Origin of the sequence: Cochleicola gelatinilyticus, from assembly GCF_001637325.1 — a bacterium.
In the GTDB taxonomy this organism is placed as follows: domain Bacteria; phylum Bacteroidota; class Bacteroidia; order Flavobacteriales; family Flavobacteriaceae; genus Cochleicola; species Cochleicola gelatinilyticus.
Map to the genome: position 1 here is coordinate 567,747 of NZ_LRXL01000026.1, position 24,089 is coordinate 591,835.

Sequence of the window (24,089 nt, forward strand, 5' to 3'; positions counted from 1 at the left end):
AACACCTTTAATTCATTAATAACGCTTTAACAAAAAACAAAACTTTGAATTCGTAATTTTAGGAACTAAAGACCTAATTAAATGGATGCAGATGTTTTTCAATTTACCATTCGTGTACTTTGTGCCCTCGCTGCCGGTTTTTTAATTGGAATTGAACGTGAATTTAAAAACAAGCATGCCGGATTAAAAACCAATACGCTAGTCTCTTTAGGGGCGGCTGTATTTGTGTTAATTTCATTACGTTTTTACGGAGATGATTATACCGACATCACCCGTGTTGTTAGTCAAGTGGCTATTGGCGTTGGATTTTTGGGAGCAGGCACTATCATGAAACGAGGTGAAAATGTGCATGGTCTTACCACAGCGGCAACTATTTGGTGCAGTGCAGGAGCAGGAAGTTTAGCTGCTTTTGGAATGTATTGGGAACTTCTTATTTTAACGGTTCTCGTAGTACTTATTAATTTTGTCTTCGGAAAAATAGATGATAAAATTAGTAAAAATGCTTCCGAAGAAAATTAACAAGCGATTCTTACAATAATTTGAAAGGTTATAAAATGATTACGTACTCACAGGCACAATCAAACCAAGAATTACATGAAATTCTAGAGCTTCAGAAAAGGAATCTTCCCGCCAGACTTACTTCCGAAGAAAAAATAACGGAAGGTTTTGTCACGGTACAACACGAGCTCCCGCTACTTCAGGAAATGAATACCCGATGTGCACATACGCTCGCCAAAATGGGAGATACTGTTGTAGGATATGCCCTTTCGATGCATCTTGATTTTAAAGATGAGCTACCGGTATTAGTTCCGATGTTCAAGGAAATTGAACGTAGCATCGAACTAGGGTTACTTCCCCTAAAGAACAAAAATTCTTATATAATAATGGGACAAATTTGTATTGACAAAATCTATCGCAAGCAGGGAGTTTTTAGAAGTCTTTACAAGTATATGCTGCAAAATATTCAGCCGGAATTTACTACCATTATTACTGAAGTTGATGCAACAAATTCACGGTCTCTAGAGGCACATAGCGCCATTGGCTTTACATTAATGTCACGATATAATTCAGGTGGACAGGATTGGGAATTACTATATTTGCAGTAGCTAGCAAACCTTCGTACGAATAGAGCTTTATTATTTAAAAGATAATTCTTTCTGAATTATGCGGATCTCTTGCGTCAATAATATCCAGTTGTAATTTTTTTGCGATCTCTTTTCCCGCTTCAAAAGCATCTAAAGGGTCATTAGTGTTAGAAATATTAAACCGTTTATTTTTATTATACCAAAGATTGATTTCATAATAATCCTCCTTCTTAAATACTGAAACATATTCTAAATTTCTAAAGTATTTCCATGTGCCAAAGTGTATAGGACCTAAGCAATATTCAATTTTATATTTTTTTTCAGTAAAATTAAAATGATAATCTCGTACTACTGAAAAGGCAATTCCCTGAGAGGCACAAATAATAAAGAGCTGTAACATTGCAGCACTACGCCTGGCATTTTTAAGGGAATCAGATATTTGTAGTACATCGAAAAACACCAATACACAAACAATTGCTGCAGTTAAAAAAGCGGCTGCCAATATTCGTTGCCACAAAGGACGGTTGCCTTCAGAAATATACACCTCTTTAGATTCCATTTGCCAATACTACACTAATTTATAAAATAAAAAAATCCCATATTTCAAAAATTAGAAATATGGGATTTGAGGTATCTATAAAATATGTTTTAAAGATCGGAAAGCGAATCAACACGGAGACGCCCGGATCTTCCATCCCAAGACCAACTACCATAACCGGCAGCCTCACTACTGTTACACACTGGTGTATCGTAAGAGTAAATACCATCTAAAACATAGTAGGAAAGACTCCAGTTTGCCATTCTGTTAGCGAATGTTGTCGTCTGATTATATCCTATAAATTCACGATAACTATTATTATCACTTTCATAAAACCAGGCTTGTGGGAACATACTTCCATAAAAACAAGGTTCTACAAAACTATCATTATCTGAAGGAGTATCGGTGCTTGTAAACATATTTCCTTGTTTCGAAATAACTACTTTATCTAACAACATCAAGTTAGAGTTGGAATGTCCCGGTGGGGCCGGGGCCAAAGAACCTGCATGGATGGCATCCCAGTTTCCGGCAAATGAAGGATCAGCATCATCTACATAAGTTCCAAAGGCAACTGTTACGTCTGCCAATGATCTACTTTTAAAAGCTGAAATATAATGATCTCTGCCCGTAAAATTAAAATGCTTTATCTGTATGTCGTTACCTGAAGACACCGTAGCTGTAAAACTTCCAAGTTCAGATTTAAAGTGATACGTGTTAGAATCTTGAACGTCTTGATTCCCTACGAAATATGCATCTGGTCTTTTTCCTTTAACGAACCTTACAGCTGCTTCAACATTTCCGTCATTTTGAAGGTTTAAAAACACCATCCCCTTATCTACAAGGTCGTAACTAGCAAAAATTCCTTTATACAAACCTTTGTTTAAAGATTCACTAAGCTCAACAGAGGGTTGTTGAGAAAGTACTTTGGCCACTAATGCTGCTTCAGTTTGTTCTACCGTAGTGACATCAGCATCTCTTTGACAACTGATAAATAAAAGCATTAAGCTTCCGAAGTAAACTAAATATTTCATAAGATTAATTTTAAATTTTCGTTAAAAGTAACATAAAATCGATGTAACGCAACTTAATTTAAAATAAATACTAAAAAAACCCCAAATTCTTACAGAATAAGGGGTTTATTAAACATGTAATGCGTTTGGATTAATCTGCCAATACGATTACTCTATTGTTATTCATTTCAACGGTTCCACTGGTAATTTCAAGTACCCACTTTCCGTCCTCTTGTTTAAATTTATTTTCGTAACCTTCAGCAATGGTTGGATTTCCTTTAAACTTCACTTTACCTTCCTGTAAAACAGAAACGATAGCAGCGTGATTGTTCAACATCTGAAACTCACCTTCCACTCCCGGTACAGTTACACTTTCCACCTCACCACTTACTAAAGATGCTTCTGGTGTTACGATTTCTAAATACATATCTAATTGGTTAAGTGTGTAAAAGCATAAGGTATGTAGCATTGCGCCCATACCTTATAACTCAAAACTTTTTAAGCTTCTGCTAACATTTTCTCTCCGGCTTCCATCGCTTCTTCGATTGAACCTTTCAAGTTAAAGGCAGCTTCTGGAAGGTGGTCTAACTCACCGTCCATGATCATATTAAATCCTTTAATAGTTTCTTTAATATCAACCAAAACTCCAGGAATACCAGTAAATTGCTCTGCTACGTGGAAAGGTTGCGATAAGAAACGTTGTACACGACGTGCACGGTTTACCGCCATTTTATCTTCTTCCGATAATTCCTCCATACCAAGAATAGCAATAATATCCTGTAATTCTTTATATCGTTGTAATAATTCTTTTACTCGAGTCGCACAGTTATAATGCTCATCACCTAAGATATCTGCAGCTAAAATTCGAGATGTAGAATCTAATGGATCTACAGCCGGATAAATACCAAGCTCAGCAATTTTACGAGACAATACTGTTGTTGCATCCAAGTGAGCAAATGTTGTTGCTGGTGCTGGATCGGTAAGGTCATCCGCAGGTACGTATACTGCTTGTACCGATGTAATGGATCCTCTTTTAGTTGAAGTAATGCGTTCCTGCATCGCACCCATTTCACTCGCTAGAGTAGGCTGATATCCTACCGCAGATGGCATACGACCTAATAGTGCCGATACCTCAGATCCTGCTTGAGTAAATCTAAAGATGTTGTCTACAAAGAAAAGTACATCTTTCCCTTGGCTATCTCCAGCTCCATCACGGAAATACTCTGCAATCGTCAAACCAGATAATGCAACACGTGCACGTGCTCCAGGTGGTTCGTTCATTTGTCCGAATACGAATGTTGCTTTACTCTCTTTCATTGCGGCCTTATCTACCTTAGACAAGTCCCATCCTCCGTCTTCCATTGAGTGCATAAAGTCGTCTCCGTATTTAATAATACCAGACTCTAACATTTCACGAAGTAAGTCGTTCCCTTCACGAGTACGCTCTCCAACACCGGCAAATACAGATAATCCACCGTGTCCTTTCGCAATGTTATTAATTAATTCTTGAATCAATACAGTTTTACCTACACCGGCACCACCGAACAATCCAATCTTACCACCCTTTGCGTAAGGTTCGATAAGGTCAATTACTTTTATCCCTGTATATAATACTTCCGTAGAGGTAGAAAGGTCTTCAAATTTTGGTGCAGATCGGTGAATAGGTAATCCGTGATCTCCCGATTTTGGAAGGTCCCCGATTCCGTCAATCGCATCTCCAATTACATTAAACAAACGACCATATACATCGTCGCCAATTGGCATTTGGATTGGTGCTCCTGTAGAAACAACATTTACACCGCGGCTTAACCCATCGGTAGAATCCATAGAAATTGTACGCACGGTGTTTTCACCAATATGCGACTGAACCTCAAGGATTAATTGTTTACCATTGTTATCTACTTCTAAAGAATCGTAAATTTTGGGAAGCTTTGCACCGCTTTCAAAAGCAACGTCCACAACTGGGCCAATAATCTGAGCAACTTTACCTGTAACTTGTGACATTATTAAGGGTTTAATTTTTAGTACTGTACGGGCGATTATACCGCCCCTTTTTTGAACGGTGCAAAGATAGTTTTTTCTGTTTAAATATTACTAGGGAAATTCTTGAAATTTTATTCGTTCTTTTTAAACCTATCTTTTGGCGTGCTACTCCTTCACATCTCGTACCTCATTGCTTGTAGTACCGCGCTATTCGTTTCAAATCCTCGCCATCTCCACCACATCAACCATCATAGCAATGGCTGCGGGTTTTCCTCTGCTATCGCTGCCCGAAAGTAAAGAAGATTGTGCATCGATGTAAATGAAGTATGTCAACCTACATACATCGACACTAGTCTTTTTGCGTATAGCTTCAGAAAAACAACTTGAAAACAGGTCAATGCTCTCTTATCATACTGAGAGCATCGAAACATTTAATATTCCATATCACTTATTGTTGATTGATCGTCCACGAAACATAATATTGCGAGCCAATGTTAGGAGAGGCTACGGCACTACGATATTCATCTCCTGCAATGTTTGTTCCGCCCACTTTAAAGACCGATTTAATTTTTGGCACGGCATAATTAATCTGGGCATCTAAAACCGTTCGACTATCTATAATGGCATTAGCTATACTGGATTCCCAGAGAAACTCGTCGCTCCATCGAAGGTTGGTGTTAAATCCGAAATTTTTAAACAAATTCGCGTTCGAAAAACTCAGTTTCACTTGATGTTCAGGCGTATTAAATTGCGCTCTAAAATCGGGATCGGAGGACTGGTCAAAGTCGAACTTCGCCCATGTGTAATTCACACCCAATCGAAAATCATTTCCAAGTTTTTTGTTTACTCCTACCACAGCACCATACGAGGAAACATCTGCTTTCGAGTTGGTAAATAACTGAAATGCCTGAGTTTGCCCAGTAACTAAATCGCCAATTCCCGAAGCATCGAAAGCACTTCCATTAATTGGAGTTACTACCGTAGTATTGCTAATAAATCCGTCGTAAATGTTGTAATATCCATTTAAATCGAGATAGAAAGTTCCCAATTGCCCGCGGTATCCTACATCGAACGCGGTAACCTTTTCCTGTTCCACTAAAGCAGTTTGTACGGGTACCAAAAGAGAAGGGTCTCCCGCAGCTGCGAAAGCAGTTACCGAACTCAACGTATACGAATCGAAATAGGCATCGCGTCCAGTAAGTGGCGTTCCAGGTAAAATTCGATCAAGATTCTCTTCCGCAGAACCCACTAGAATTGCTCTTCCTACGTTAAAACCAATATATTGTGATTGTGTATCGGGATTACGAAAACCTGTTTGATACGAAGCTCTAAAATTATGATCTCTATTTTCTCCAGCCGAATACACCAATGATAGACGTGGCGAAAAACTAGCGTCAAAATTTTGGGACTTGTCATAGCGAACCGACCCAGTTATTTTTAATCGATCATCTGCAAATTTTTCGATCGCCTGCACATACGCACCGTATTCATCATATCGAATAGGACCATCATAGTCGGTAAAGATGGTTCCTTGAGAATCTAATGCATATTGTCTAAAAGAACCTCCTAACTGGAGGTCGAATGCATTATTAAGTAAACTTCCGAAGTTATAATTTCCTTCAGCTACATGTAATTTTGAATTGTCTATAAATTTAGATCCCACCGATACATCGGGATTCGAGGTCACTTGTTCGAACCTCTCTTGAAATTCTGGTGTTCCTGGTTGTAACGTTATTGTTGCGTCTGCAAATGTTCTTGCACCAGCATGTGCGTCAGCTTCGGGTGCTCCTGCACTTACAGCTTGAAGAAATGCTCCTACATAAGTTCCAAACCATTGTGGCGCATCTACCAAATTCATATTAATACCCGTGAATCGCATGTCATACGAATTCCCTGCTTTCTCTGCTGTTGTATACCCTCGCAGAAAAAAATTAGTTCCACTTACTTCTAAACGGTGTTGTTGTACAAGAAAATTACGTAACTGATAACGATTCGCTCCTTGATAAATACTGTTTCCAAATCCGAATCTTGAATTTAACACAATCTCTACATCATTTTTCCAGGGTCTAAAGTGCAATGCGAAATTAGCTTTCCCATTTTCTGCTTTATAATCGGTTAGTTCAGACTCTTTATATCCAGTTCGTCCTACAACAACATTAGGCACAAACATGCTTGAGCCTGCCGGGATTTGTCCCGTCGCTTCTAAAAATTGCGCCACCTCGTTAATATTTGTGGCTACTTCGTCTCCATAAATATTAATAGCATCGTGATCTAAACTAGAGCCAAACGGATTTACCATGTCGGCTTCTCCTGGCTCTCCTAAGATATATTCATTATCATCGGTGGCATGCCAGTCGGTTCCATGGAGGTAAGAAAACGATCCTTTTACCGCGAATACTTCAGAAAACGCATGGGCAGCACGCACTCCAAAATCATAAAAACGATTGTCTCCTGCAGCTTCTTGACTTGTAATACCAGTTTTGTAATACGTGCTTATTCCTTGATCTTCGAAAGGGTTTTTTGTAGTCATAAAAAGTATTCCGTTAAAGGCATTTGCTCCGTATAATGCAGAAGAAGCACCTGGCAGAATCTCTACACTTTTTACATCGAGTTCGTTAACCCCTAAAAAGTTTCCGATTACAAAATTTAATGCCGGAGAAGCATTGTCCATTCCGTCAACCAATTGTACAAACCGAGTGTTGGCAAAGGTGGCAAATCCTCTTGCATTAACCGAATTAAAAGTAAGCCCTCCTTTATTCACATCGATTCCTTTTAAATTTTCCAAGGAGGCGTAAAAATTGGGTGCAGCAGCATTCTTAATATCTCGGGCATCGATACGCTCTATGGTTACCGGAGATTCACGAACACTTTCTGGAGTTCTGGAGGCCGAAACAATGATTTCATCAAGTGCATCTCCCTCTTGAAGAGCGACAGATATACGTTCTCCCTCGGAAGTAATTTCTTGCGTCACTGGTTGATAACCAATACTTGTAATTTCAACAATGAAGGGTAGCACGGCATCTGTAGAAAGAGTGAAGTTTCCATCGTAATCGGTTGCCGTACCCACTGCAGTACCTTTTATAACCACATTCGCCCCTAAAATGGGTTCTTGTGATGCATCAGTAACAGTTCCCGAGAGGGTTGTTTGCGCCCAAGTTGTTGCGCTAATAAGTAAACAAATGAATAGCGAAAAAGTTTTCATATAGCTTGAAGAGGTTGGTTAAACTATAAGAAAGATAGGAAATAAAAATTTAGCAACCGATAGACCTCTAAAAATGAGACATCTTCAGAAGAAATTATTTTAAAATGAATAATATCGTGTGAAAGAATTACTCTAAAGGTTCGCAAAGAGTACGAATCGTAGTTTTAAATACATCGAGGATTCTTTTCATTACCTCGCTGTCTTTTGAAACTGTACGTCCATCAATCTCCACGATAGGGGTTAATTCTCCCATTGTTCCTGTTGCAAAAACTCCTTCAGCATTAATAAACTGGCTCAGCGTAAGATCGGCTTCTTCAATTTCAATGCTATTTTTTTTACACAACTCTATTACGGTATTTCGAGTAATTCCAGGTAAGCAAGCGTGTGCAAAAGGCGTAAATACCTTGTTATCTTTTACCATGAAAACGTTACTACCGTTTAGTTCTGCTACAAAACCGCGATCATCTAACATTAAACCTGCATCTTTTCCTGCTACATTCGCTTGAATTTTCGCAATTATATTATTCAGTAAATTATTATGATGAATTTTGCTGTCTAAGTATTGCGGTCCGTTTCTACGCTGACTACAACTTAAGACTTTAATTCCACTGTTATTATCGTATACCAAAGGCTTCCATTCTGCCAAAACAATTAAACATGAACCACTCTGATTTAGTCTTGGGTCCATCCCACTAGTAATTTTTTCGCCCCGAGTAAGGGTAAGCCGAATGTGAGTGTCGTTATTCATTTCGTTTGCCTCAAGCGTTTGTTTAATGGCTTTTTTAATTTCAGATTTGGTAGGAATATCTGTAAATGCAAGTGTTTTGGCAGACTCATGCAGTCGTGTTAAGTGTTTATCTAAACATACTACGCCTTCAGGATAAACGCGCAATCCTTCCCAGACAGCATCTCCGCCTTGAACTACACTATCGAAAACCGAAACTTTTGCTTCGTCGCGATGGTATAATTGGTCTTTAATATATACTTGTAGGTCTTTATTCTTAGGATTGAATTGCTGCAACATAGTTACTCGTTTTTTAAGATAGATGATTGTAATGTTTGGTAAAAAGGGAGTGCTTCTAAAAGCAGCGGTTCTAAATGCTTCGGAAGGGGCTGGCTACTTGATTCTTGCACTGCAAATCTTGTAGAATTGTGTACATTTCCGTACCAATGTTTCGCCCAGATACCATCTTCTTTAATGCCTCCTTTTTTCCACTGAAGCATTTCAGCTTCAAAAGGCATCTGGAGCTTTGCACAGAGATTTTTTAAATAATTCTCAGGGTTTTTTAAAAGTTCGTCACTGTCGATCACAAGGGGTTGTTTCCCGCTATTTTTCAGAAACAAGAACAGTTCCGTCGCTTTTTTAATACCGATATCATTAAGTGTGGGATGTTCAATAACTTTTGCAAAAGATGCTATTAATTTTTCGGGATGCCTTATTAGGATAACATTCGTCCAGTTTAAAATAAAATCTGGTTTTTCTGATAGATAATGATGCGCCATCCCTTTTATAAAAACATTTTTTTCTTTGGAAAGTGCTTCGATGGCTTGAATAATATTCATTTCTTTCAACTCCATGGTTTCTAGAATACGATCCTGAGAAGGATGCTGAATAGCGATAGAAGCATTTTTTAAATAATTTCCGTAGAAAGGCTCGTCCAGCACAATGGTATCTGTTCGCTGTGCAAATGAGTACATTATCGCCGTGGAGAGATTGCGCGGACCAGAAATTAAATTAATTGTTTTCATTAGAATAAAAATATTCATTTAAAATGAAAAAGAACCAGAATAAAAACGAAAACGCTTCTTTACTGATTCTTTTTTATCTGTACGGTAAATGACTATTCGCTTACTCTACCGTAACCGATTTTGCCAAGTTTCGTGGCTGATCCACATTACGTTCGAGCATTACAGCGATATGATAAGATAGCAATTGCAATGGAATGGTTGTAACCAAAGGCGTTAAAGATTCTGGAGTTTTTGGCACTTCCATAACGTAATCTGCCATTTCTTTAACTACGGTATCTCCTTCTGTAACAACCGCGATGATCTTTCCTTTTCGGGACTTAATCTCTTGAATATTGCTCACTACTTTTTCGTAGTGGTTGCTATTTATTGCAATAACAACTACAGGCATATGTTCATCGATCAAGGCAATAGGACCGTGTTTCATTTCTGCAGCAGGATATCCTTCTGCATGGATATAAGAGATCTCCTTTAGCTTTAAAGCTCCTTCGAGAGCGACAGGGAAATTATAACCCCTACCAAGGTATAAAAAGTTTGATGAATCTTTAAAAACATCTGCGATCACTTTTATTTTTTCGTCGCTTTTTAATGCTTCTGCTACTTTGTCGGGAATCATATCTAATTCCCTAAGGTGCAACATATAATCGCTTTGAGAAATAGTTCCTTTTTGTTTTGCTAATCGTAAAGCGATCATAGTTAATACAGTGATCTGTGTGGTAAATGCTTTTGTAGAAGCAACACCAATTTCTGGACCAGCATGGGTGTATGTACCACTATGAGTTTCACGAGAGATGGTGGAACCTACAACGTTACAAATACCATAAACAAACGCACCTTTTTGTTTAGCTAATTTAATTGCCGCTAAAGTATCGGCGGTTTCGCCACTTTGAGAAATCGCGATAACTACATCTTTCTCTGTAATTATTGGATTTCTGTATCTAAATTCTGAAGCATATTCTACTTCTACTGGGATACGTGCTAGGTCTTCAAAAATATATTCGGCAACTAATCCTGCATGCCAGGAAGTTCCACATGCCACGATAATTATTCGGTTTGCATTTGTGAATTTAGAAATATGATCTTCTAAACCACCTAATTTTAAAATTCCGCTATCTGCCAAAAGACGACCTCGATATGTATCTTTAATTACCGTAGGCTGTTCGTAGATCTCTTTAAGCATAAAATGCTCATAACCCCCTTTTTCAATTTGTTCAATATTTAATTTGAGCTCTTGAATGTATGGGTCGACAAGATGATCATTTTTAATTTTACGAATTTTCACATCTCTTCCACGACGAATAATCGCCATTTCTTCATCTTCTAGATAAATCGCATTGTTGGTAAATTCGATAAAAGGAGAAGCATCACTGGCTATAAAGAACTCGTCCTCTCCAATTCCAATTGCCAAGGGACTTCCTAATTTAGCTACAACGATCTCATCGGGTTTGTTGCGATCGAACAAAGCAATTGCATACGCACCAACCACTTCATTTAAAGCGATTTGAACTGCTTTTCCTAATTTAACATTTTCTTTTTTCTTGACCTCTTCAATTAGGTTAACCAATACCTCTGTATCAGTATCGGATTTAAAGACGTACCCTCTGTTGATTAATTCTTTTTTTATAGAAGCATAATTTTCTATAATTCCATTGTGAATAATCACTAAATCACCACTATTTGAATAATGTGGATGTGAATTAACATCATTAGGAACTCCATGTGTAGCCCAACGTGTATGTCCTATTCCTACAGAACCCTTAGTTGTTGTGGTTTTATCGAACTTAGCTTCAAGGTCTGCTACTTTTCCTTTGGTTTTACACAATTGAATTTCATCGCCATCAAATAATGCAATACCTGCACTATCATATCCTCGGTATTCTAATCTTTTAAGACCATTTAATATAATAGGATAAGCTTCTCTTTTACCAATATAGCCTACAATTCCACACATATTTTATCGTATTAATTAGGTTCTGTATAATAAATTTGGAGTTTCAATCGTTTTGCTTCGTCTGGAGCTAAATTCCCGTGTAACACAGTACCTTCAGGGGAAATAATAGCACCTGCAGGAATTTGTTTCACATCGATTGAACTCTCTTCTGATGTTCCTTGGAGTACCATTGTACGAACATTTTGAAATTGTGGGACAGTTACATTTTGCGTTACAACTACACCTAAAGGGACATTTGTAGAGTCTCGATTAATAATATTACTTAAATGAGTTGTAATTTTAATTTTATAAGATAAACCTTCATTAGAATCATTTCTCTCCAATCTACCTAAGTGATTGCTTATAGCGTCGATAGGTTCTGTTGCCACTGAAGAATCAAGTCCATAATCAACTAATAATTGGCCAGATTCAAGATTATAAATTAATATTCTTTCTGGTTCTGTACTACCACTTTCAATATCACTTTGTTTTACGTGAAATACAAGATTGGCTTCATTAATTAACCATTTCTTTTCACGTAATAGCTCTAATTCGTCTGCAACTCCATTTCCATCAATATCTTCTCCAAATAGATTTATTACTGAAACAATTCCTTCTCCACCCCCACGTATATATAATTTCTCCTCTCCGTTGATCTTATCTTGATTTTGTAATTCACTAGCGATTGTAGGGTTTATATCGTTCTCGTATACATTTACATTTATACCGTTAAATTGTAAATTGATTGATGATGTTTCACGCTCATCTTCACCTTCTGGCAAGTAATTGTAATCAAGTTCTATACGACCTTCAGCAACATTAAATAAGAAAAAAGTGCCGTCATCTGTAGTTGATTCTACTTTAAAGTAAATCCCTCTAAAGTAATTCTTAAAATTATTGACACTAATAAGGTCTTGAGTCCCTCCTGCATCAAGTATTTTTTGTTGAAAAAACTCTAAAGGTAAATCTACTCGAATTCCTGGACTAAGCGTTTCCTCTTCCTCTTCATCACCTTCATTAATAACAAATCCCTCATCACTTGGTACAAAATCTATAATTTCTCCTATAAGTTCTCCTTGAAAATTTTCAAATAGATTTCCCTGATCAGAATAGTATTCTTGTGTGTCTTCAAAATTAGTAGTGGGATCGAGATCACGGAGAAAATAAGTAGACTCGTAAAGTGAAATCTTAATAGGTTGTGCTCCAAAAACTGAATCCAACTCAAATGTAGTGGTTTCTTCTAAAGTAGTTTCCTCGCTGAAAAAAGGCAAGTATAGGGTAGCTTTTTCTAATTCAGGTTCTTCTCCAAAATCAGGATCTAATTCACTTAAAGTTACCTGAGATAATAAACTCACTGTAGACTTTCCATAAAGAGGGTCGTTATAAACTCCTAGTGAATTTACGGGAAGCTGATTTGTTTTTACAGGCTTAAACTTTTCACTATAAGCTATTACAGTGGCAGCATCATCCAACGAAATTTCAGGATTTTGTCCTTCAAAAATTTCAGACCCGAGGGTACTAAAATCATCTTCACAAGACACTAATGCAATCATCACCATTAAAAGTACTGTAACTTTTGGTAGTACAAATTTAATCTTCATCTGCTAATTTTAATTTTCTTCTCTGACGCCAGTAGTTAGAAACTAACGTCATCTATTTTTTTTCAACTTAATAACTATAAACGAGCGTAAATAGTATATTATTTTAATAATTCTGAGCGGTAAAAATCTAACATTGCAGGCTCTAGATCCTCTTTATTAAGAAACTTTAACACAGGCTTGTCTATGCTTTTAAGATACTCCGTTAGTGCTGAAGGTATTTCTTCGGAACCAATCATGATGGCATCCGAATTTTTTATCGCAACTTTCATAACATTTTCATACGTTGGATCTTTAAGATCTTCCACAACTTCATCATCGATTGCATCAAACTTAATCTTATCTACAACCTTTTTGTCTAATGTCCCGGTAAAACCTTGACCATAAACCGATGTAATAATTTTACTATTTTCGAACAAAGGCTCATTACCATAATAGTTTCGAAGATATAAAGGCAAGAATGATGCCAGCCAACCATGTACGTGAATGATATCTGGAGACCAATTTAATTTTTTAACGGTTTCAATAACGCCTTTAGCAAAAAAGATAGCGCGTTCGTCATTATCGGAAAAGAAATTTCCATCTTCATCTGCAAAAGTGGCTTTTCTTTTAAAATAATCTTCATTATCTATAAAATACACCTGCATACGTTCCTTCGGTATTGAAGCAACTTTTATAATTAGGGGCATATCAAGATCGTTGATTACCAAATTCATCCCAGACAAACGAATCACTTCGTGTAACTGATGCCTACGTTCGTTGATGTTTCCATAACGGGGCATAAAAATTCTAATTTGCCCATCATTATTATTCACCAGTCTTGGAGCTTCAAACGACATGGAAGAAATCTCGGTCTCCGGTAAATAAGGTATTACTTCTGAAGACACATACAAGACTCTCTTATCTTTCATAAATCTATTCTTTATTGGTATTGCTGTTAAAAACACGCAAAATTACGAAAATTTATGAAGATTGTAGGTATTATATTAATATTGCAGTAATTAATCATTCTATATGACGCTTTACACCGACCAAAATTCGCTCTTAAAAGCACTTCTTCCTTATCGAAATTCTAAAAAAATTGGTTTTATCCCAACTATGGGAGCCTTACACGAGGGTCACATATCTTTAATAAACAAAGGATTAGAAGAAAACAACGTCGTGGTTGTAAGTATTTTTGTAAATCCAACGCAATTTGATAATGCTGGCGATCTAAAAAAATATCCTAGAACATTAGAAGCTGATATAGCATTAATTAGTACGTTAAAAGGGACTGTTTTTATCTTTTCTCCCGACGCTACCGATCTATATCAAGGTAAAGTCGCTTCAAAACACTTTTCGTTTGATGGACTTGAGCATGAAATGGAAGGCAAACATCGTAAAGGACATTTCGATGGTGTGGGCACTGTAGTTTCTTTACTTTTAAAAGCAGTTCGCCCAGACAAAGCTTATTTTGGAGAAAAAGATTTTCAGCAATTACAGATTGTAAAAAAATTGGTCGAGATTGAAAATCTTCCAACCAAAATTATTGGGTGCCCTATTGTACGTGAGTCAAACGGACTGGCTATGAGTTCGCGAAACAAACGCCTATCTCCTAAACAATTTGAGGCAGCAGCAATCATTCACGAAACTCTTTCCGAAGTAAATCAAAAATTTAAAACGCATTCTATTGCGCAATTAAATGCATTGGTACAGCAACGTTTTTCTAAAAACAACGATCTCGAACTAGAATATTTTGAGATCGCAAATGTAAAAACCCTAAAAACAGCAAAACACAAACGCAAAGGAAACAACTACCGCGCTTTTATCGCCGCTTTTGCTGGAAAAGTACGGTTGATCGATAATAAAGCTTTGGAGGAATAAAACACTATAACCTCAACTAATAGTTGCATTTTTTAATATCGATGAAGAAAATTTCAAAAATATAAAATCATCTGTATCTTTGCCCTATGCAAATACACGTCGTAAAATCTAAGATCCACAGAGTAAAAGTTACAGGTGCAGACCTTAACTATATTGGAAGTATCACCATCGATGAAGACCTACTTGACGCTGCGAATATCGTTGAAGGTGAAAAGGTCCAAATCGTAAATAACAACAATGGCGAACGCCTAGAAACCTATGCAATACCTGGACCCCGAGGGAGTGGTGAAATCACGTTAAATGGTGCCGCTGCTCGCAAGGTAGCGCCAGGGGATATTCTTATTCTTATCACCTATGCCATCATGGACATAGAAGAAGCTAAAGAATTTAAACCAGCATTGGTGTTCCCTAACGAGACCAACAACTTACTCAACTAGTGAATAAATCGATCGCAAAGTTTCTTAAAATTGCCATTCCTCTAGCGCTTGGGATTTTTCTTATCTTCTATTCATATAACAAATTTTCTGAAGAGCAATTAAAAGAAATTGGACGCTATTTCTCAAAAGCAGATTATTGGATTGTAACACTTTCGGTATTATTAACTGTAATAAGTCACGTAATACGCGCTTTGCGATGGAATATCTTATTAGAACCTGTAAGCCATCAACCAAAGGTTATTAATAATTTTATGGCTATTTCCATCGCATACCTCATGAATATCTTTATACCGAAGAGTGGCGAGGTAAGTCGTGCAATCGTGCTCGATAAATACGAAAAAGTCCCATTTGCCACGGGTTTCGGAACCATTATTTCTGAACGAGTTATCGACCTTATATTTCTCCTTTGTTTTACAGCGGCAGCCTTAATGCTTCAATTCGATGTTCTGTTTGCATATTTAAGCGAAATCGTTGAACCTTCTAAACTAATACTCGCTTTTACAGCATTGATTGTACTACTACTTCTCTTCTTTTTATTTCTGAAATTTTCTAATTCAAAATTAAAGATAAAACTGAAGGAGTTTTTCTTAGGGTTAAAAGATGGGGTTCTAAGCATTTTGAAAATAAAAAAAATTGGTCTTTTCATTGTACAATCCTTTCTTATTTGGGGATTATACCTTGGTTCTTTTTATACGGCCACACTCGCATTAGAAGAAACCAGCACCATCGATTTTGCGACTATTATAATTACGTTTGTGGTAGGTAGTTTCGCTTTTGCCTTTACTAATAGTGGCTTTGGTTCATACCCCTTCTTTGTAGCTGGAATTTTAGCTGTTTTCGGAATTGCAGAAACTGTAGGAACCGCTTTCGGCTGGATCGTTTGGACTTCGAGCATTGCCTCTATTGTATTGTTTGGTGTACTTTCCTTCATATTTTTACCTATTTACAACCGTTCGCAAGTATAGTTTTTCTGAAACCGAAAGTCAATTTTTTAAATTTTACTATCTTTCACGTTCCTAAAAATCTTACCATGAAAAAAATCATTCTACTTTTGTTATGTATTCTGTGTAGCCTATCTGCTTCCGCACAGATTTTATATGAAGAATTTAATTCATCCAAACTTGGAGAAACCCGCAAATTAAAAATTCAGCTTCCGCGTAATTACGATACCAATACCGAAAAAGTATATCCAATTGTCGTAGTGCTCGATGCCGATTATTTATTCGAACCAGTTGCCGGGAATGTAGATTATTTTAGCTATTGGGAGGACATGCCCGAATCTATCGTTGTGGGGATCATGCAAGGTGATACAAGATATGAAGATTGTAATTACGACGATTCCAATTTTCTTCCTGCCGATAAAGGCGCCGATTTCTTTGAGTTTATAGGGTTAGAACTTATTCCATATATAGATAACAATTACCGCACAGCAAAATTTGTAATCGCTGTTGGCCACGATTTTACCGCAAACTTTATTAATTACTATTTATTTAAAGACCCACCATTATTTAATGGATATATTAGTTTAAGTCCAGATCTTGCCCCTATGATGGAAGAGCGACTTCCGGAACGTATTCCTTCTGTAGAATCGAAAATATTTTATTACCTCGCTACTGGAACCGATGACATTAAGGGCTTAATGGAAATTTCAGAAGAACTAAACGGAAAACTAAAAGAACTAAAAAGCGATCAGTTTAACTTCTATTATGACAATTTTGAAGGAGCTACGCATTACTCCTTAGTAGGGCGCGGAATTCCAAATGCATTAGAAAAGATTTTTTCTGTATATCGCCCGATTAGCAAAAAAGAGTATAAAGAGGTTCTTATGAAAATGGATGAACCAGTACATACCTATCTTAATGAAAAGTATGCAACCATTAAGAACCTTTTTGGGTTAAGCAATCCTATTCGAACTAATGATTTTATCGCAACTGCCACAGCTGCCGAGAAAAAATCGCAATGGGAATCCCTTCGTGAGATTGCCACTATGGCAAAAAAACAATATCCCGATGCTAACATTGGTGATTATTATATGGGGCGCTATTATGAAGAAACCGGTGATCCAAAAAAAGCGATGCGAACGTATCAAGGCGCCTTCGATAAAGAAGAGGTCGATTTTATAACGGTAGACCTTATGTTAGATAAAGCCGATAAGATCAAAGAAGATTTCGGGTACTAATCGCTGCCTTATTAAATGATATAAAAACCATGAATTGAAGCTATTCATCAATTCATGGTTATTAATTTTAAAACGCTAGATTTTAATTTTTAATCAACTGCTTCGTTACAGATCCGTGGGTACCTTTAACACTTAAAATATATACCGCACTCTCTAATGTAACTACAGGAATAGAAATATTTTGTACAGCACTTTCAATTGCTTGCGAATAAATCACGCGTCCCGAAATATCATAGATTGAAATTGATTCGATATACTCACGATTCAAATTTGAAACCACAACCCTATCTTGCGCCGGATTTGGATACAGTACAATACCTTCCAGATTATTTTCTGAAACCGACAAGGTTCGGTCTTCAAACAACACCATAAATCTTGAGTTAAACGTACCTGCTTCAGCTGTAAACTCATAGACTTCTTCGGAAAGGTTCGTCGTAATATTTAACTCGGTATCTAAGAGAAAAATTTCTGTAGTTTCTAGATGAACACCCTGCACCTCTGAAATTGAGATACGATATTCTAATGAAGCGTCTAATTGTGTTGAAAATCCGACAGGAATTTTCATGTTCGTATTAAATTGTGGCACTCCTTGAATCCCTAATTCATCCCCGTGTTCAGTTTCAGAAAAGAGAGACAGAACTGTTGCCATTCTTCGGCTATCATACCCAGCATCTACATCGAAAGTTGCTTCCGAAGTAAATCCAACAAGTGTTGTACTCTGCATTCCATAGGTTCTATTTTCTACCTGTAGCCACAAACGATTTACTTCATCAACCTCATGCCTCCGTAATGTGTTGTTATTAGAAACACGCCGCATGGTATTTGTAAAAGTTACCGTTCCTGCTGCATTGGCTTTTATCCCAAAACCTTGTGCCGTAGAAATAAATCCGTTCGGCTCAGTTTCAGTTCCAGAAGGATCGGAAGCAGCCGCAACACCACCCATTAAATTATACATTGAAATATCCTGCATGCTAAAATTTAAATTGTTATAACCGGGTAACGACGCATTGGGCGGAGTAAGATGCTCCCAAAAATATACCTCATCGATCACCGAATTAGCATTAATAAGATCTACCGCAGAGATCGCTGAAGCATACGGATTTGAAAAAATATTAGGACTGTCATTCTTTGTGGTATTAAACAAAGCAGGAATCGAAATGTCGCCTGTGTTTAAAGTTCCTTCAGAATAGGTTAAGGTATATGTGCCTTCTGGGACTGCTTCAGATTGGGGACGAATTAAGTAGCCTTCACCCACATTAATAGCTCCAGTATAATTTACCCAATTATCACCATTGTCATCTGCAAAGTTTTCAGCCATAGGAAAGTCGTTTGCCACATCTAAATTCGGTACAAAATTTTCGGTACTATGATTTCGAACCATTCGTACATTTCCGAAAACATCGTTAGAAGTTTCCGTGGACATCGGGCTTCCCAGCATCATAAAATCACCATCATTAAGAGTTGGAGTGGTAACACTCACGTTTATTGTACCGTTATTTATAGCTTCGGAAGCTGCGTTACGTTGTACAATGTTTCCTTCATGGGCTACATTGATCACACCATTATTATCTATTCCGTACGCTACTTCTATATAATCACCCGCAGCAATATTCACTGAAGTTAACAAATCTACCGAAAGGGAACAGGCTTGAAAACTGCCATAATCTTCGGTGGTATAATTTGATCTAATAATAGCATTTGTATTAAAATTAGGAGGGTTAGGCACCCAAGCTCCCCCAATAAATTCTACCGTATCGGTACATCCTGGTAATGGTGCCTCTACTGCTTGAACACGTAAGGATACTGTATTTGCAAAAACGGACCATCTAGAACCCCTTAAAATATATTCGGTGCCTGAGGTTAAGTTAAATATAATTCCGTTTCCAACAGCACAGTATAATTCTGTACCATTGCACGCATCGTATAATGAAATCACATCGAAACCACCAAGGTTACTTATCTCTATATTTCCATTAACCGGCATATTAAATTTATAAAATACATCTAAGTTCTCATTGTTTTCATTTTGACAATCGGCGTTCATACTTTCTGTAGCTCCTCTTAGATCGTAAGGAATTTCGGTATATTCTAAAACCCCTATATTTATTTCAGTAGCCATATCGCATTCATCGTTTTCCTCTCTTTCAAAAGCTTGAATTCCAAAAGTGATTGTATCGGCAAAATTCGAAATTCGTGCCATTCTAAGTATATAGGTTGTGTTTTCAATAACATCATAAAGAAAACCATTATTAGTAAAGCACGTTAATTCGGTTCCTTCACAACTATCATATAACGTTATATTATCGAAGCCTCCAAGCCCCGTTATTTGTATATTTCCTGTAACTGGGGCGGTAAATTCATAAAATACATCAAGATTTTCATTACCTGAGTTTTCGCAAGATGAGTCAAGACTTTCTGTAGCGCTGCTTAATGCTACAGTATATTCTAATATTTCGGTCGTAGTAACATCGATGTTTGTGCGATCGACACATGCATCGTTAACGACCTCTTGAAAAACTTGAAGTCCGAAGGTAATAATGTCGGCAAAATTCGATCTTCGTGCTATTCTAAGTACATAGTTAGAGTTTTGTGTAACCCCATATAAAAAGCCATCATTTGTGAAGCATGCTAATTCGGCTCCTTCACAAGCATCATAAAACGTAATATTATCGAAGCCACCAATACCAGTAATACGAACATTTCCAGTAACTGGCGCTGTAAACTCGTAGAATACATCTAGGTTTGTATTTCCAGAAGTATCACATGAAGAATCGGTACTTTCTGTAGCACCTCTTAGATCTACCGTGTATTCAGACACATCGGTTGTTGTAATTGTGATCGTTGTACGATCATCACATTCATTATTATCATTTTCAACAAACCCCTGTAACCCAAAAGTAACAACTGAGGCAAATATCGCCCTTCTTGACATTCGCAACACATACGGCGTATTTTGAGTAACCCCATATAAGAAACCATCATCTGTGAAGCACGTTAATTCGGTCCCATCACAGCCATCATAAAAAGTTACGTTATCGAATCCACCAATACCAGTAATACGAACCGACCCAGTTGCTGGCGCCATAAATTCATAAAATACGTCCAGATTGGTGTTTCCAGCACTGTCACAAGAAGAATCGGTACTTTCTGTAGCACCTCTTAGATCTACTGTATATTCAGAAATTTCGGTTGTGGTGACATCGAGATTGGTACGATCTTCACATTCATTATTGCCACTTTCTGCAAACGCTTGGATACCAAAAGTAACCACCCCGGCGAAGTTTGATCTTCTCGACATTCGTAGTACGTATGTAGCATTTTGAGTTACTCCATATAAAAAGCCATCATCTGTAAAGCACGTTAGTTCTACACCCTCACAACCTTCATAAAATGTTACATTATCGAATCCACCAATACCAGTTATTTGAACGTTGCCATTTACGGGTGCAACAAACTCGTACCACGCATCGTAATACGTGTTAGAAATATTGTCACAAGAAGACAAAACGCTTTGTGTAGCTTGGGTTAAATCTATGGTTTCTGAAGTAATTTCAGTCGTACTTAAACTTAATAAAATTCTATTATCGCATTCATCATTTACGGGAGTTTGAGCCAATAAAGCAGTTGAAAAAACGAAGATAATTAGTTGTAAAAATAATTTCATAGTGTGAGATTTTAAAAATTAAACATAACAACCTATCAAACAGCCATCCAACTATTTTGAGTGAAATGCCATATATATTTAGTGAAGTTCTATTACCTACTAACATTTGGTCCTTTTCTGCAAAAAATTTCACAATACCTTAAGTTTTCATTTCTTTAGAATTGCCTTCAAATATGTATTTTAGCTGCACGATCATGGCAAAAACAAAAACAACCTTCTTCTGTCAAAACTGCGGGGCACAATATTCCAAATGGCAGGGCAAATGTACTTCTTGTAACGAATGGAATACCATTGCGGAAGAAGTAATTCAAAAAGCAGAAAAAGCAACGTGGAATCCTTCCGAAGCAACCGCAAAACGCGCTGCAAAACCTTTAAAAATATCGGAAATCTCCACCCAATCTGAAGCACGTCTCAACACCAAAAACAACGAGCTTAATAGAGTTTTAGGTGGCGGTTTAGTGCCTGGGTCCCTTACCTTATTAGGAGGAGAACCGGGCATCGGAAAAAGTACCCTTATGCTTCAGATCGCGCTTCAATTACCGTATAAAACATTGTATGTTTCGGGAGAGGAAAGTGCACAACAAATTAAAATGCGGGCGGAACGCATTCAGCCGATTTCAGAAAACTGCTACATCTTAACCGAAACCAAAACGCAAAATATCTTCCGAAATATTCAAGAGATCGAACCCGATATCGTGGTAATCGATTCGATACAAACGTTACACACCGATCATATCGAAAGCAGTGCTGGGAGTATTTCACAGATTCGTGAAACCACGACCGAACTTATTAAATTCGCTAAAGAAACAGCGACACCGGTAATTCTTATAGGACATATCACCAAAGACGGAAACATCGCCGGACCTAAAATTTTAGAGCATATGGTAGATACCGTGCTTCAGTTCGAGGGAGATCGCAATCATATTTACCGAATTCTTCGTGCCAATAAAAACCGTTTCGGAAGCACAAACGAATTGGGTATTTACGAAATGCAAGGCAGCGGATTACGGGAAGTGAGCAATCCTTCAGAAATATTAATTTCAAAAAATGAAGAAGACTTAAGTGGTACTGCAATTTCAGCTACGCTTGAAGGCATGCGCCCACTCATGATCGAAATACAGGCCCTAGTAAGTTCTGCTGTATATGGAACCCCACAGCGAAGTGCAACAGGCTATAATGCGAAGCGTCTTAACATGATCCTTGCAGTACTGGAGAAACGAGCCGGATTTAAACTCGGTGCAAAAGATGTTTTTCTGAATATTACCGGAGGAATTTCGGTAGACGACCCAGCGATCGATCTGGCTGTGGTAGCGGCCGTGCTATCTTCAAACATTGATATTGCCATCGATAAACGTATGTGTTTTGCCGCAGAGGTAGGACTGGCAGGCGAAGTACGTCCCGTAACCCGTGTCGATCAACGAATTACTGAAGCTGAAAAACTAGGATTTACTTCGATCGTGATCTCAAAATACTGTAAACTTCCGAAGCAAACCTATCATATCAACGTAATTAAAGTTGCGAAAGTTCATGATGTGGTACATCATTTATTTGGGTAATATGGTACGATTTCTGTTGTATAACAATCCTATGAAATACGCCTCTTATCTCATTGTTGGTCTTCTTTTACTTGGAATTTCGAGTTGTACTGAAATTCAAAAAGCGGCCGATGTAATTACAAATCCATCTGCAAAAGAAGTATATGCTCGTAATTTCGAGAAAAACGATTCTCTTTTTTTACTTTGGGAAACACGTTTTGAAGAAGCTAAAAAAGACAGTCTTCAGGTCTTGCTGCCGTATGCTGAAAGTGGTATTTTTTCTGAAAAAATTTTATTCCCCTATAGTTACGACCTACAATTAAGAGAAGGAGAGCGTCTTGTCGTGGAAATTGAGAAGCCCTTAGATTCAACACAAGTCTTTATCGATCTGTTTAAAAAATCGCAGGATACAGTAGCGCCCCTGAAACTCATTAAAAGTTCTGAAATTGACATCCCCCACTTATCTGAAGCAATTACAGAATACGGTTGGTATAAGGTCATTATACAATCGGGAATTGGAGAGCGCATCCCTTTTAAATTAAAAATCTACACTCAACCTACGTATGGTTTTCCAGTAAGTGGAGCCGGAAATAAAAACATTCAAAGTTTTTGGGCAGATCCCAGAGATGGTGGAAGTCGCTCTCATGAAGGGGTCGATATTTTTGCCAAACGAGGAACTCCTGTAGTAGCCATTACCGACGGAAGGGTTTCCTCCACGGGCGATCGTGGTTTGGGTGGAAAACAAGTGTGGCTCCGCGACGGACTCTTCGGAAAGACTATGTACTACGCACACTTGGACAGCATTGCAACCACTACCGGAAAACGCGTAAAGCAAGGAGACACACTCGGATTTGTAGGAAATACTGGAAATGCGCGAACCACAGCGCCGCATCTGCACTTCGGAATTTACAAAACTGCTTCGGGAGCGATTAACCCTTTGCCCTATATTAAACGCACCGACCTTCCAGAAATTAGCTGGGAGAACACTATGATAAAAGGTTCTGTAAAGCGCAACACTACACTCCAAAAAGCCCCTATTTCAGGATTCGAAACTATCGCCACTCTTAAAAAAGGAGATACTGTTGCTGTGTTAGGAAAACACGAAGCTTGGCTTCATGTTCGCACCAAAGATCTTATTAAAGGATTTATCCAAGAGCGCTTTGTAAATGAGCTCCCTTCAAATTAACACTTTCTTAGGCTACAAAGTGTCACGGAGCAAGTATCTTTAAGACATCATCGAAAGCAAATAAAACTCTGTTTTAGACTCCGTGTAATTTCAATGCTCGCTATTGTATGCACATAAGAGGCTGCTCCATTAA

At 37.6% G+C, this 24,089-nt stretch carries 19 protein-coding genes; 8 read left to right on the forward strand and 11 right to left on the reverse strand.

Annotation, left to right across the window (positions count from 1 at the left end):
- Positions 1-81: 81 nt before the first annotated feature.
- The gene (locus tag ULVI_RS04635) at positions 82-519 is read left to right on the forward strand and encodes an MgtC/SapB family protein (protein ID WP_068590226.1); all 438 of its coding nucleotides are present in this window, start codon (positions 82-84) and stop codon (positions 517-519) included.
- A 35-nt stretch (positions 520-554) separates the two neighbouring features.
- The gene (locus ULVI_RS04640; RefSeq protein WP_068590228.1) at positions 555-1,106 is read left to right on the forward strand and encodes a GNAT family N-acetyltransferase; all 552 of its coding nucleotides are present in this window, start codon (positions 555-557) and stop codon (positions 1,104-1,106) included.
- Between the two features lie 34 nt (positions 1,107-1,140).
- Here ULVI_RS04640 and ULVI_RS04645 read toward each other — a convergent pair whose 3' ends face one another.
- The 10 genes from ULVI_RS04645 to ULVI_RS04690 all read right to left on the reverse strand — a co-directional run bounded on the left by ULVI_RS04645 (position 1,141) and on the right by ULVI_RS04690 (position 14,003).
- Complete coding sequence (locus ULVI_RS04645) at positions 1,141-1,644, reverse strand: hypothetical protein (RefSeq protein WP_068590230.1); 504 nt, start codon at positions 1,642-1,644, stop codon at positions 1,141-1,143.
- Between the two features lie 89 nt (positions 1,645-1,733).
- Positions 1,734-2,654 (reverse strand): hypothetical protein, encoded by a 921-nt coding sequence (locus ULVI_RS04650; protein WP_068590232.1) that lies wholly within the window; start codon positions 2,652-2,654, stop codon positions 1,734-1,736.
- A gap of 130 nt (positions 2,655-2,784) precedes the next feature.
- A complete protein-coding gene (locus tag ULVI_RS04655; RefSeq protein WP_068591384.1) occupies positions 2,785-3,060 on the reverse strand; it encodes a FoF1 ATP synthase subunit delta/epsilon in 276 nt (91 codons plus the stop codon).
- 71 nt (positions 3,061-3,131) lie between these two features.
- Positions 3,132-4,637: a F0F1 ATP synthase subunit beta gene (gene atpD, locus ULVI_RS04660; protein ID WP_068590234.1), complete on the reverse strand. Its 1,506-nt coding sequence runs from the start codon at positions 4,635-4,637 to the stop codon at positions 3,132-3,134.
- 427 nt (positions 4,638-5,064) lie between these two features.
- Positions 5,065-7,818: a TonB-dependent receptor gene (locus ULVI_RS04665; protein ID WP_068590236.1), complete on the reverse strand. Its 2,754-nt coding sequence runs from the start codon at positions 7,816-7,818 to the stop codon at positions 5,065-5,067.
- Between the two features lie 127 nt (positions 7,819-7,945).
- Positions 7,946-8,842 (reverse strand): aminotransferase class IV, encoded by an 897-nt coding sequence (locus ULVI_RS04670; RefSeq protein ID WP_068590238.1) that lies wholly within the window; start codon positions 8,840-8,842, stop codon positions 7,946-7,948.
- Between the two features lie 2 nt (positions 8,843-8,844).
- A complete protein-coding gene (locus ULVI_RS04675; RefSeq protein WP_068590240.1) occupies positions 8,845-9,567 on the reverse strand; it encodes a sulfotransferase-like domain-containing protein in 723 nt (240 codons plus the stop codon).
- 100 nt (positions 9,568-9,667) lie between these two features.
- Positions 9,668-11,515: a glutamine--fructose-6-phosphate transaminase (isomerizing) gene (glmS, locus tag ULVI_RS04680; RefSeq protein ID WP_068590242.1), complete on the reverse strand. Its 1,848-nt coding sequence runs from the start codon at positions 11,513-11,515 to the stop codon at positions 9,668-9,670.
- An 11-nt stretch (positions 11,516-11,526) separates the two neighbouring features.
- The gene (locus tag ULVI_RS04685; RefSeq protein WP_068590244.1) at positions 11,527-13,095 is read right to left on the reverse strand and encodes a DUF4270 domain-containing protein; all 1,569 of its coding nucleotides are present in this window, start codon (positions 13,093-13,095) and stop codon (positions 11,527-11,529) included.
- A gap of 98 nt (positions 13,096-13,193) precedes the next feature.
- On the reverse strand, positions 13,194-14,003 hold the full coding sequence (locus tag ULVI_RS04690) for a glycogen/starch synthase (RefSeq protein ID WP_068590246.1): 810 nt from the start codon (positions 14,001-14,003) through the stop codon (positions 13,194-13,196).
- A 103-nt stretch (positions 14,004-14,106) separates the two neighbouring features.
- Between ULVI_RS04690 and panC the strand changes: the two genes are divergently transcribed.
- From panC to ULVI_RS04710, 4 genes are all read left to right on the forward strand, one after another.
- Positions 14,107-14,955: a pantoate--beta-alanine ligase gene (gene panC / locus ULVI_RS04695; protein ID WP_068590248.1), complete on the forward strand. Its 849-nt coding sequence runs from the start codon at positions 14,107-14,109 to the stop codon at positions 14,953-14,955.
- An 86-nt stretch (positions 14,956-15,041) separates the two neighbouring features.
- Positions 15,042-15,392, forward strand: a complete 351-nt coding sequence (gene panD / locus ULVI_RS04700) for an aspartate 1-decarboxylase (RefSeq protein WP_068590250.1) — start codon at positions 15,042-15,044, stop codon at positions 15,390-15,392.
- Complete coding sequence (locus tag ULVI_RS04705; protein ID WP_082830784.1) at positions 15,392-16,357, forward strand: lysylphosphatidylglycerol synthase transmembrane domain-containing protein; 966 nt, start codon at positions 15,392-15,394, stop codon at positions 16,355-16,357. Before panD ends, ULVI_RS04705 begins: the two co-directional genes overlap by 1 nt.
- A gap of 65 nt (positions 16,358-16,422) precedes the next feature.
- Positions 16,423-17,571 carry an alpha/beta hydrolase gene (locus ULVI_RS04710; protein ID WP_068590252.1) on the forward strand — a complete coding sequence of 383 codons (1,149 nt, stop codon included), beginning with the start codon at positions 16,423-16,425 and terminating at the stop codon, positions 17,569-17,571.
- Positions 17,572-17,653: 82 nt separating this feature from the next.
- On the opposite strand, the gene ULVI_RS04715 is transcribed toward ULVI_RS04710, so the two are convergent.
- Positions 17,654-21,235 (reverse strand): T9SS type A sorting domain-containing protein, encoded by a 3,582-nt coding sequence (locus ULVI_RS04715; RefSeq protein ID WP_068590254.1) that lies wholly within the window; start codon positions 21,233-21,235, stop codon positions 17,654-17,656.
- A gap of 194 nt (positions 21,236-21,429) precedes the next feature.
- On the opposite strand from ULVI_RS04715, the gene radA reads away from it, so the two are divergent.
- Both radA and ULVI_RS04725 read left to right on the forward strand, forming a co-directional pair.
- Positions 21,430-22,791, forward strand: a complete 1,362-nt coding sequence (gene radA, locus ULVI_RS04720) for a DNA repair protein RadA (RefSeq protein ID WP_068590255.1) — start codon at positions 21,430-21,432, stop codon at positions 22,789-22,791.
- On the forward strand, positions 22,763-23,956 hold the full coding sequence (locus ULVI_RS04725; RefSeq protein WP_082830785.1) for a M23 family metallopeptidase: 1,194 nt from the start codon (positions 22,763-22,765) through the stop codon (positions 23,954-23,956). Before radA ends, ULVI_RS04725 begins: the two co-directional genes overlap by 29 nt.
- Positions 23,957-24,089 lie beyond the last annotated feature (133 nt).

Bases quoted from the DNA above. Each gene is read 5' to 3' on its own strand.
- ULVI_RS04635 (WP_068590226.1), top strand. From the start codon at position 82: ATGGATGCAGATGTTTTTCAATTTACCATTCGTGTACTTTGTGCCCTC.
- ULVI_RS04640 (WP_068590228.1), top strand. From the start codon at position 555: ATGATTACGTACTCACAGGCACAATCAAACCAAGAATTACATGAAATT.
- ULVI_RS04645 (WP_068590230.1), bottom strand. From the start codon at position 1,644: ATGGAATCTAAAGAGGTGTATATTTCTGAAGGCAACCGTCCTTTGTGG.
- ULVI_RS04650 (WP_068590232.1), bottom strand. From the start codon at position 2,654: ATGAAATATTTAGTTTACTTCGGAAGCTTAATGCTTTTATTTATCAGT.
- ULVI_RS04655 (WP_068591384.1), bottom strand. From the start codon at position 3,060: ATGTATTTAGAAATCGTAACACCAGAAGCATCTTTAGTAAGTGGTGAG.
- atpD (WP_068590234.1), bottom strand. From the start codon at position 4,637: ATGTCACAAGTTACAGGTAAAGTTGCTCAGATTATTGGCCCAGTTGTG.
- ULVI_RS04665 (WP_068590236.1), bottom strand. From the start codon at position 7,818: ATGAAAACTTTTTCGCTATTCATTTGTTTACTTATTAGCGCAACAACT.
- ULVI_RS04670 (WP_068590238.1), bottom strand. From the start codon at position 8,842: ATGTTGCAGCAATTCAATCCTAAGAATAAAGACCTACAAGTATATATT.
- ULVI_RS04675 (WP_068590240.1), bottom strand. From the start codon at position 9,567: ATGAAAACAATTAATTTAATTTCTGGTCCGCGCAATCTCTCCACGGCG.
- glmS (WP_068590242.1), bottom strand. From the start codon at position 11,515: ATGTGTGGAATTGTAGGCTATATTGGTAAAAGAGAAGCTTATCCTATT.
- ULVI_RS04685 (WP_068590244.1), bottom strand. From the start codon at position 13,095: ATGAAGATTAAATTTGTACTACCAAAAGTTACAGTACTTTTAATGGTG.
- ULVI_RS04690 (WP_068590246.1), bottom strand. From the start codon at position 14,003: ATGAAAGATAAGAGAGTCTTGTATGTGTCTTCAGAAGTAATACCTTAT.
- panC (WP_068590248.1), top strand. From the start codon at position 14,107: ATGACGCTTTACACCGACCAAAATTCGCTCTTAAAAGCACTTCTTCCT.
- panD (WP_068590250.1), top strand. From the start codon at position 15,042: ATGCAAATACACGTCGTAAAATCTAAGATCCACAGAGTAAAAGTTACA.
- ULVI_RS04710 (WP_068590252.1), top strand. From the start codon at position 16,423: ATGAAAAAAATCATTCTACTTTTGTTATGTATTCTGTGTAGCCTATCT.
- ULVI_RS04715 (WP_068590254.1), bottom strand. From the start codon at position 21,235: ATGAAATTATTTTTACAACTAATTATCTTCGTTTTTTCAACTGCTTTA.
- radA (WP_068590255.1), top strand. From the start codon at position 21,430: ATGGCAAAAACAAAAACAACCTTCTTCTGTCAAAACTGCGGGGCACAA.
- ULVI_RS04725 (WP_082830785.1), top strand. From the start codon at position 22,763: ATGATGTGGTACATCATTTATTTGGGTAATATGGTACGATTTCTGTTG.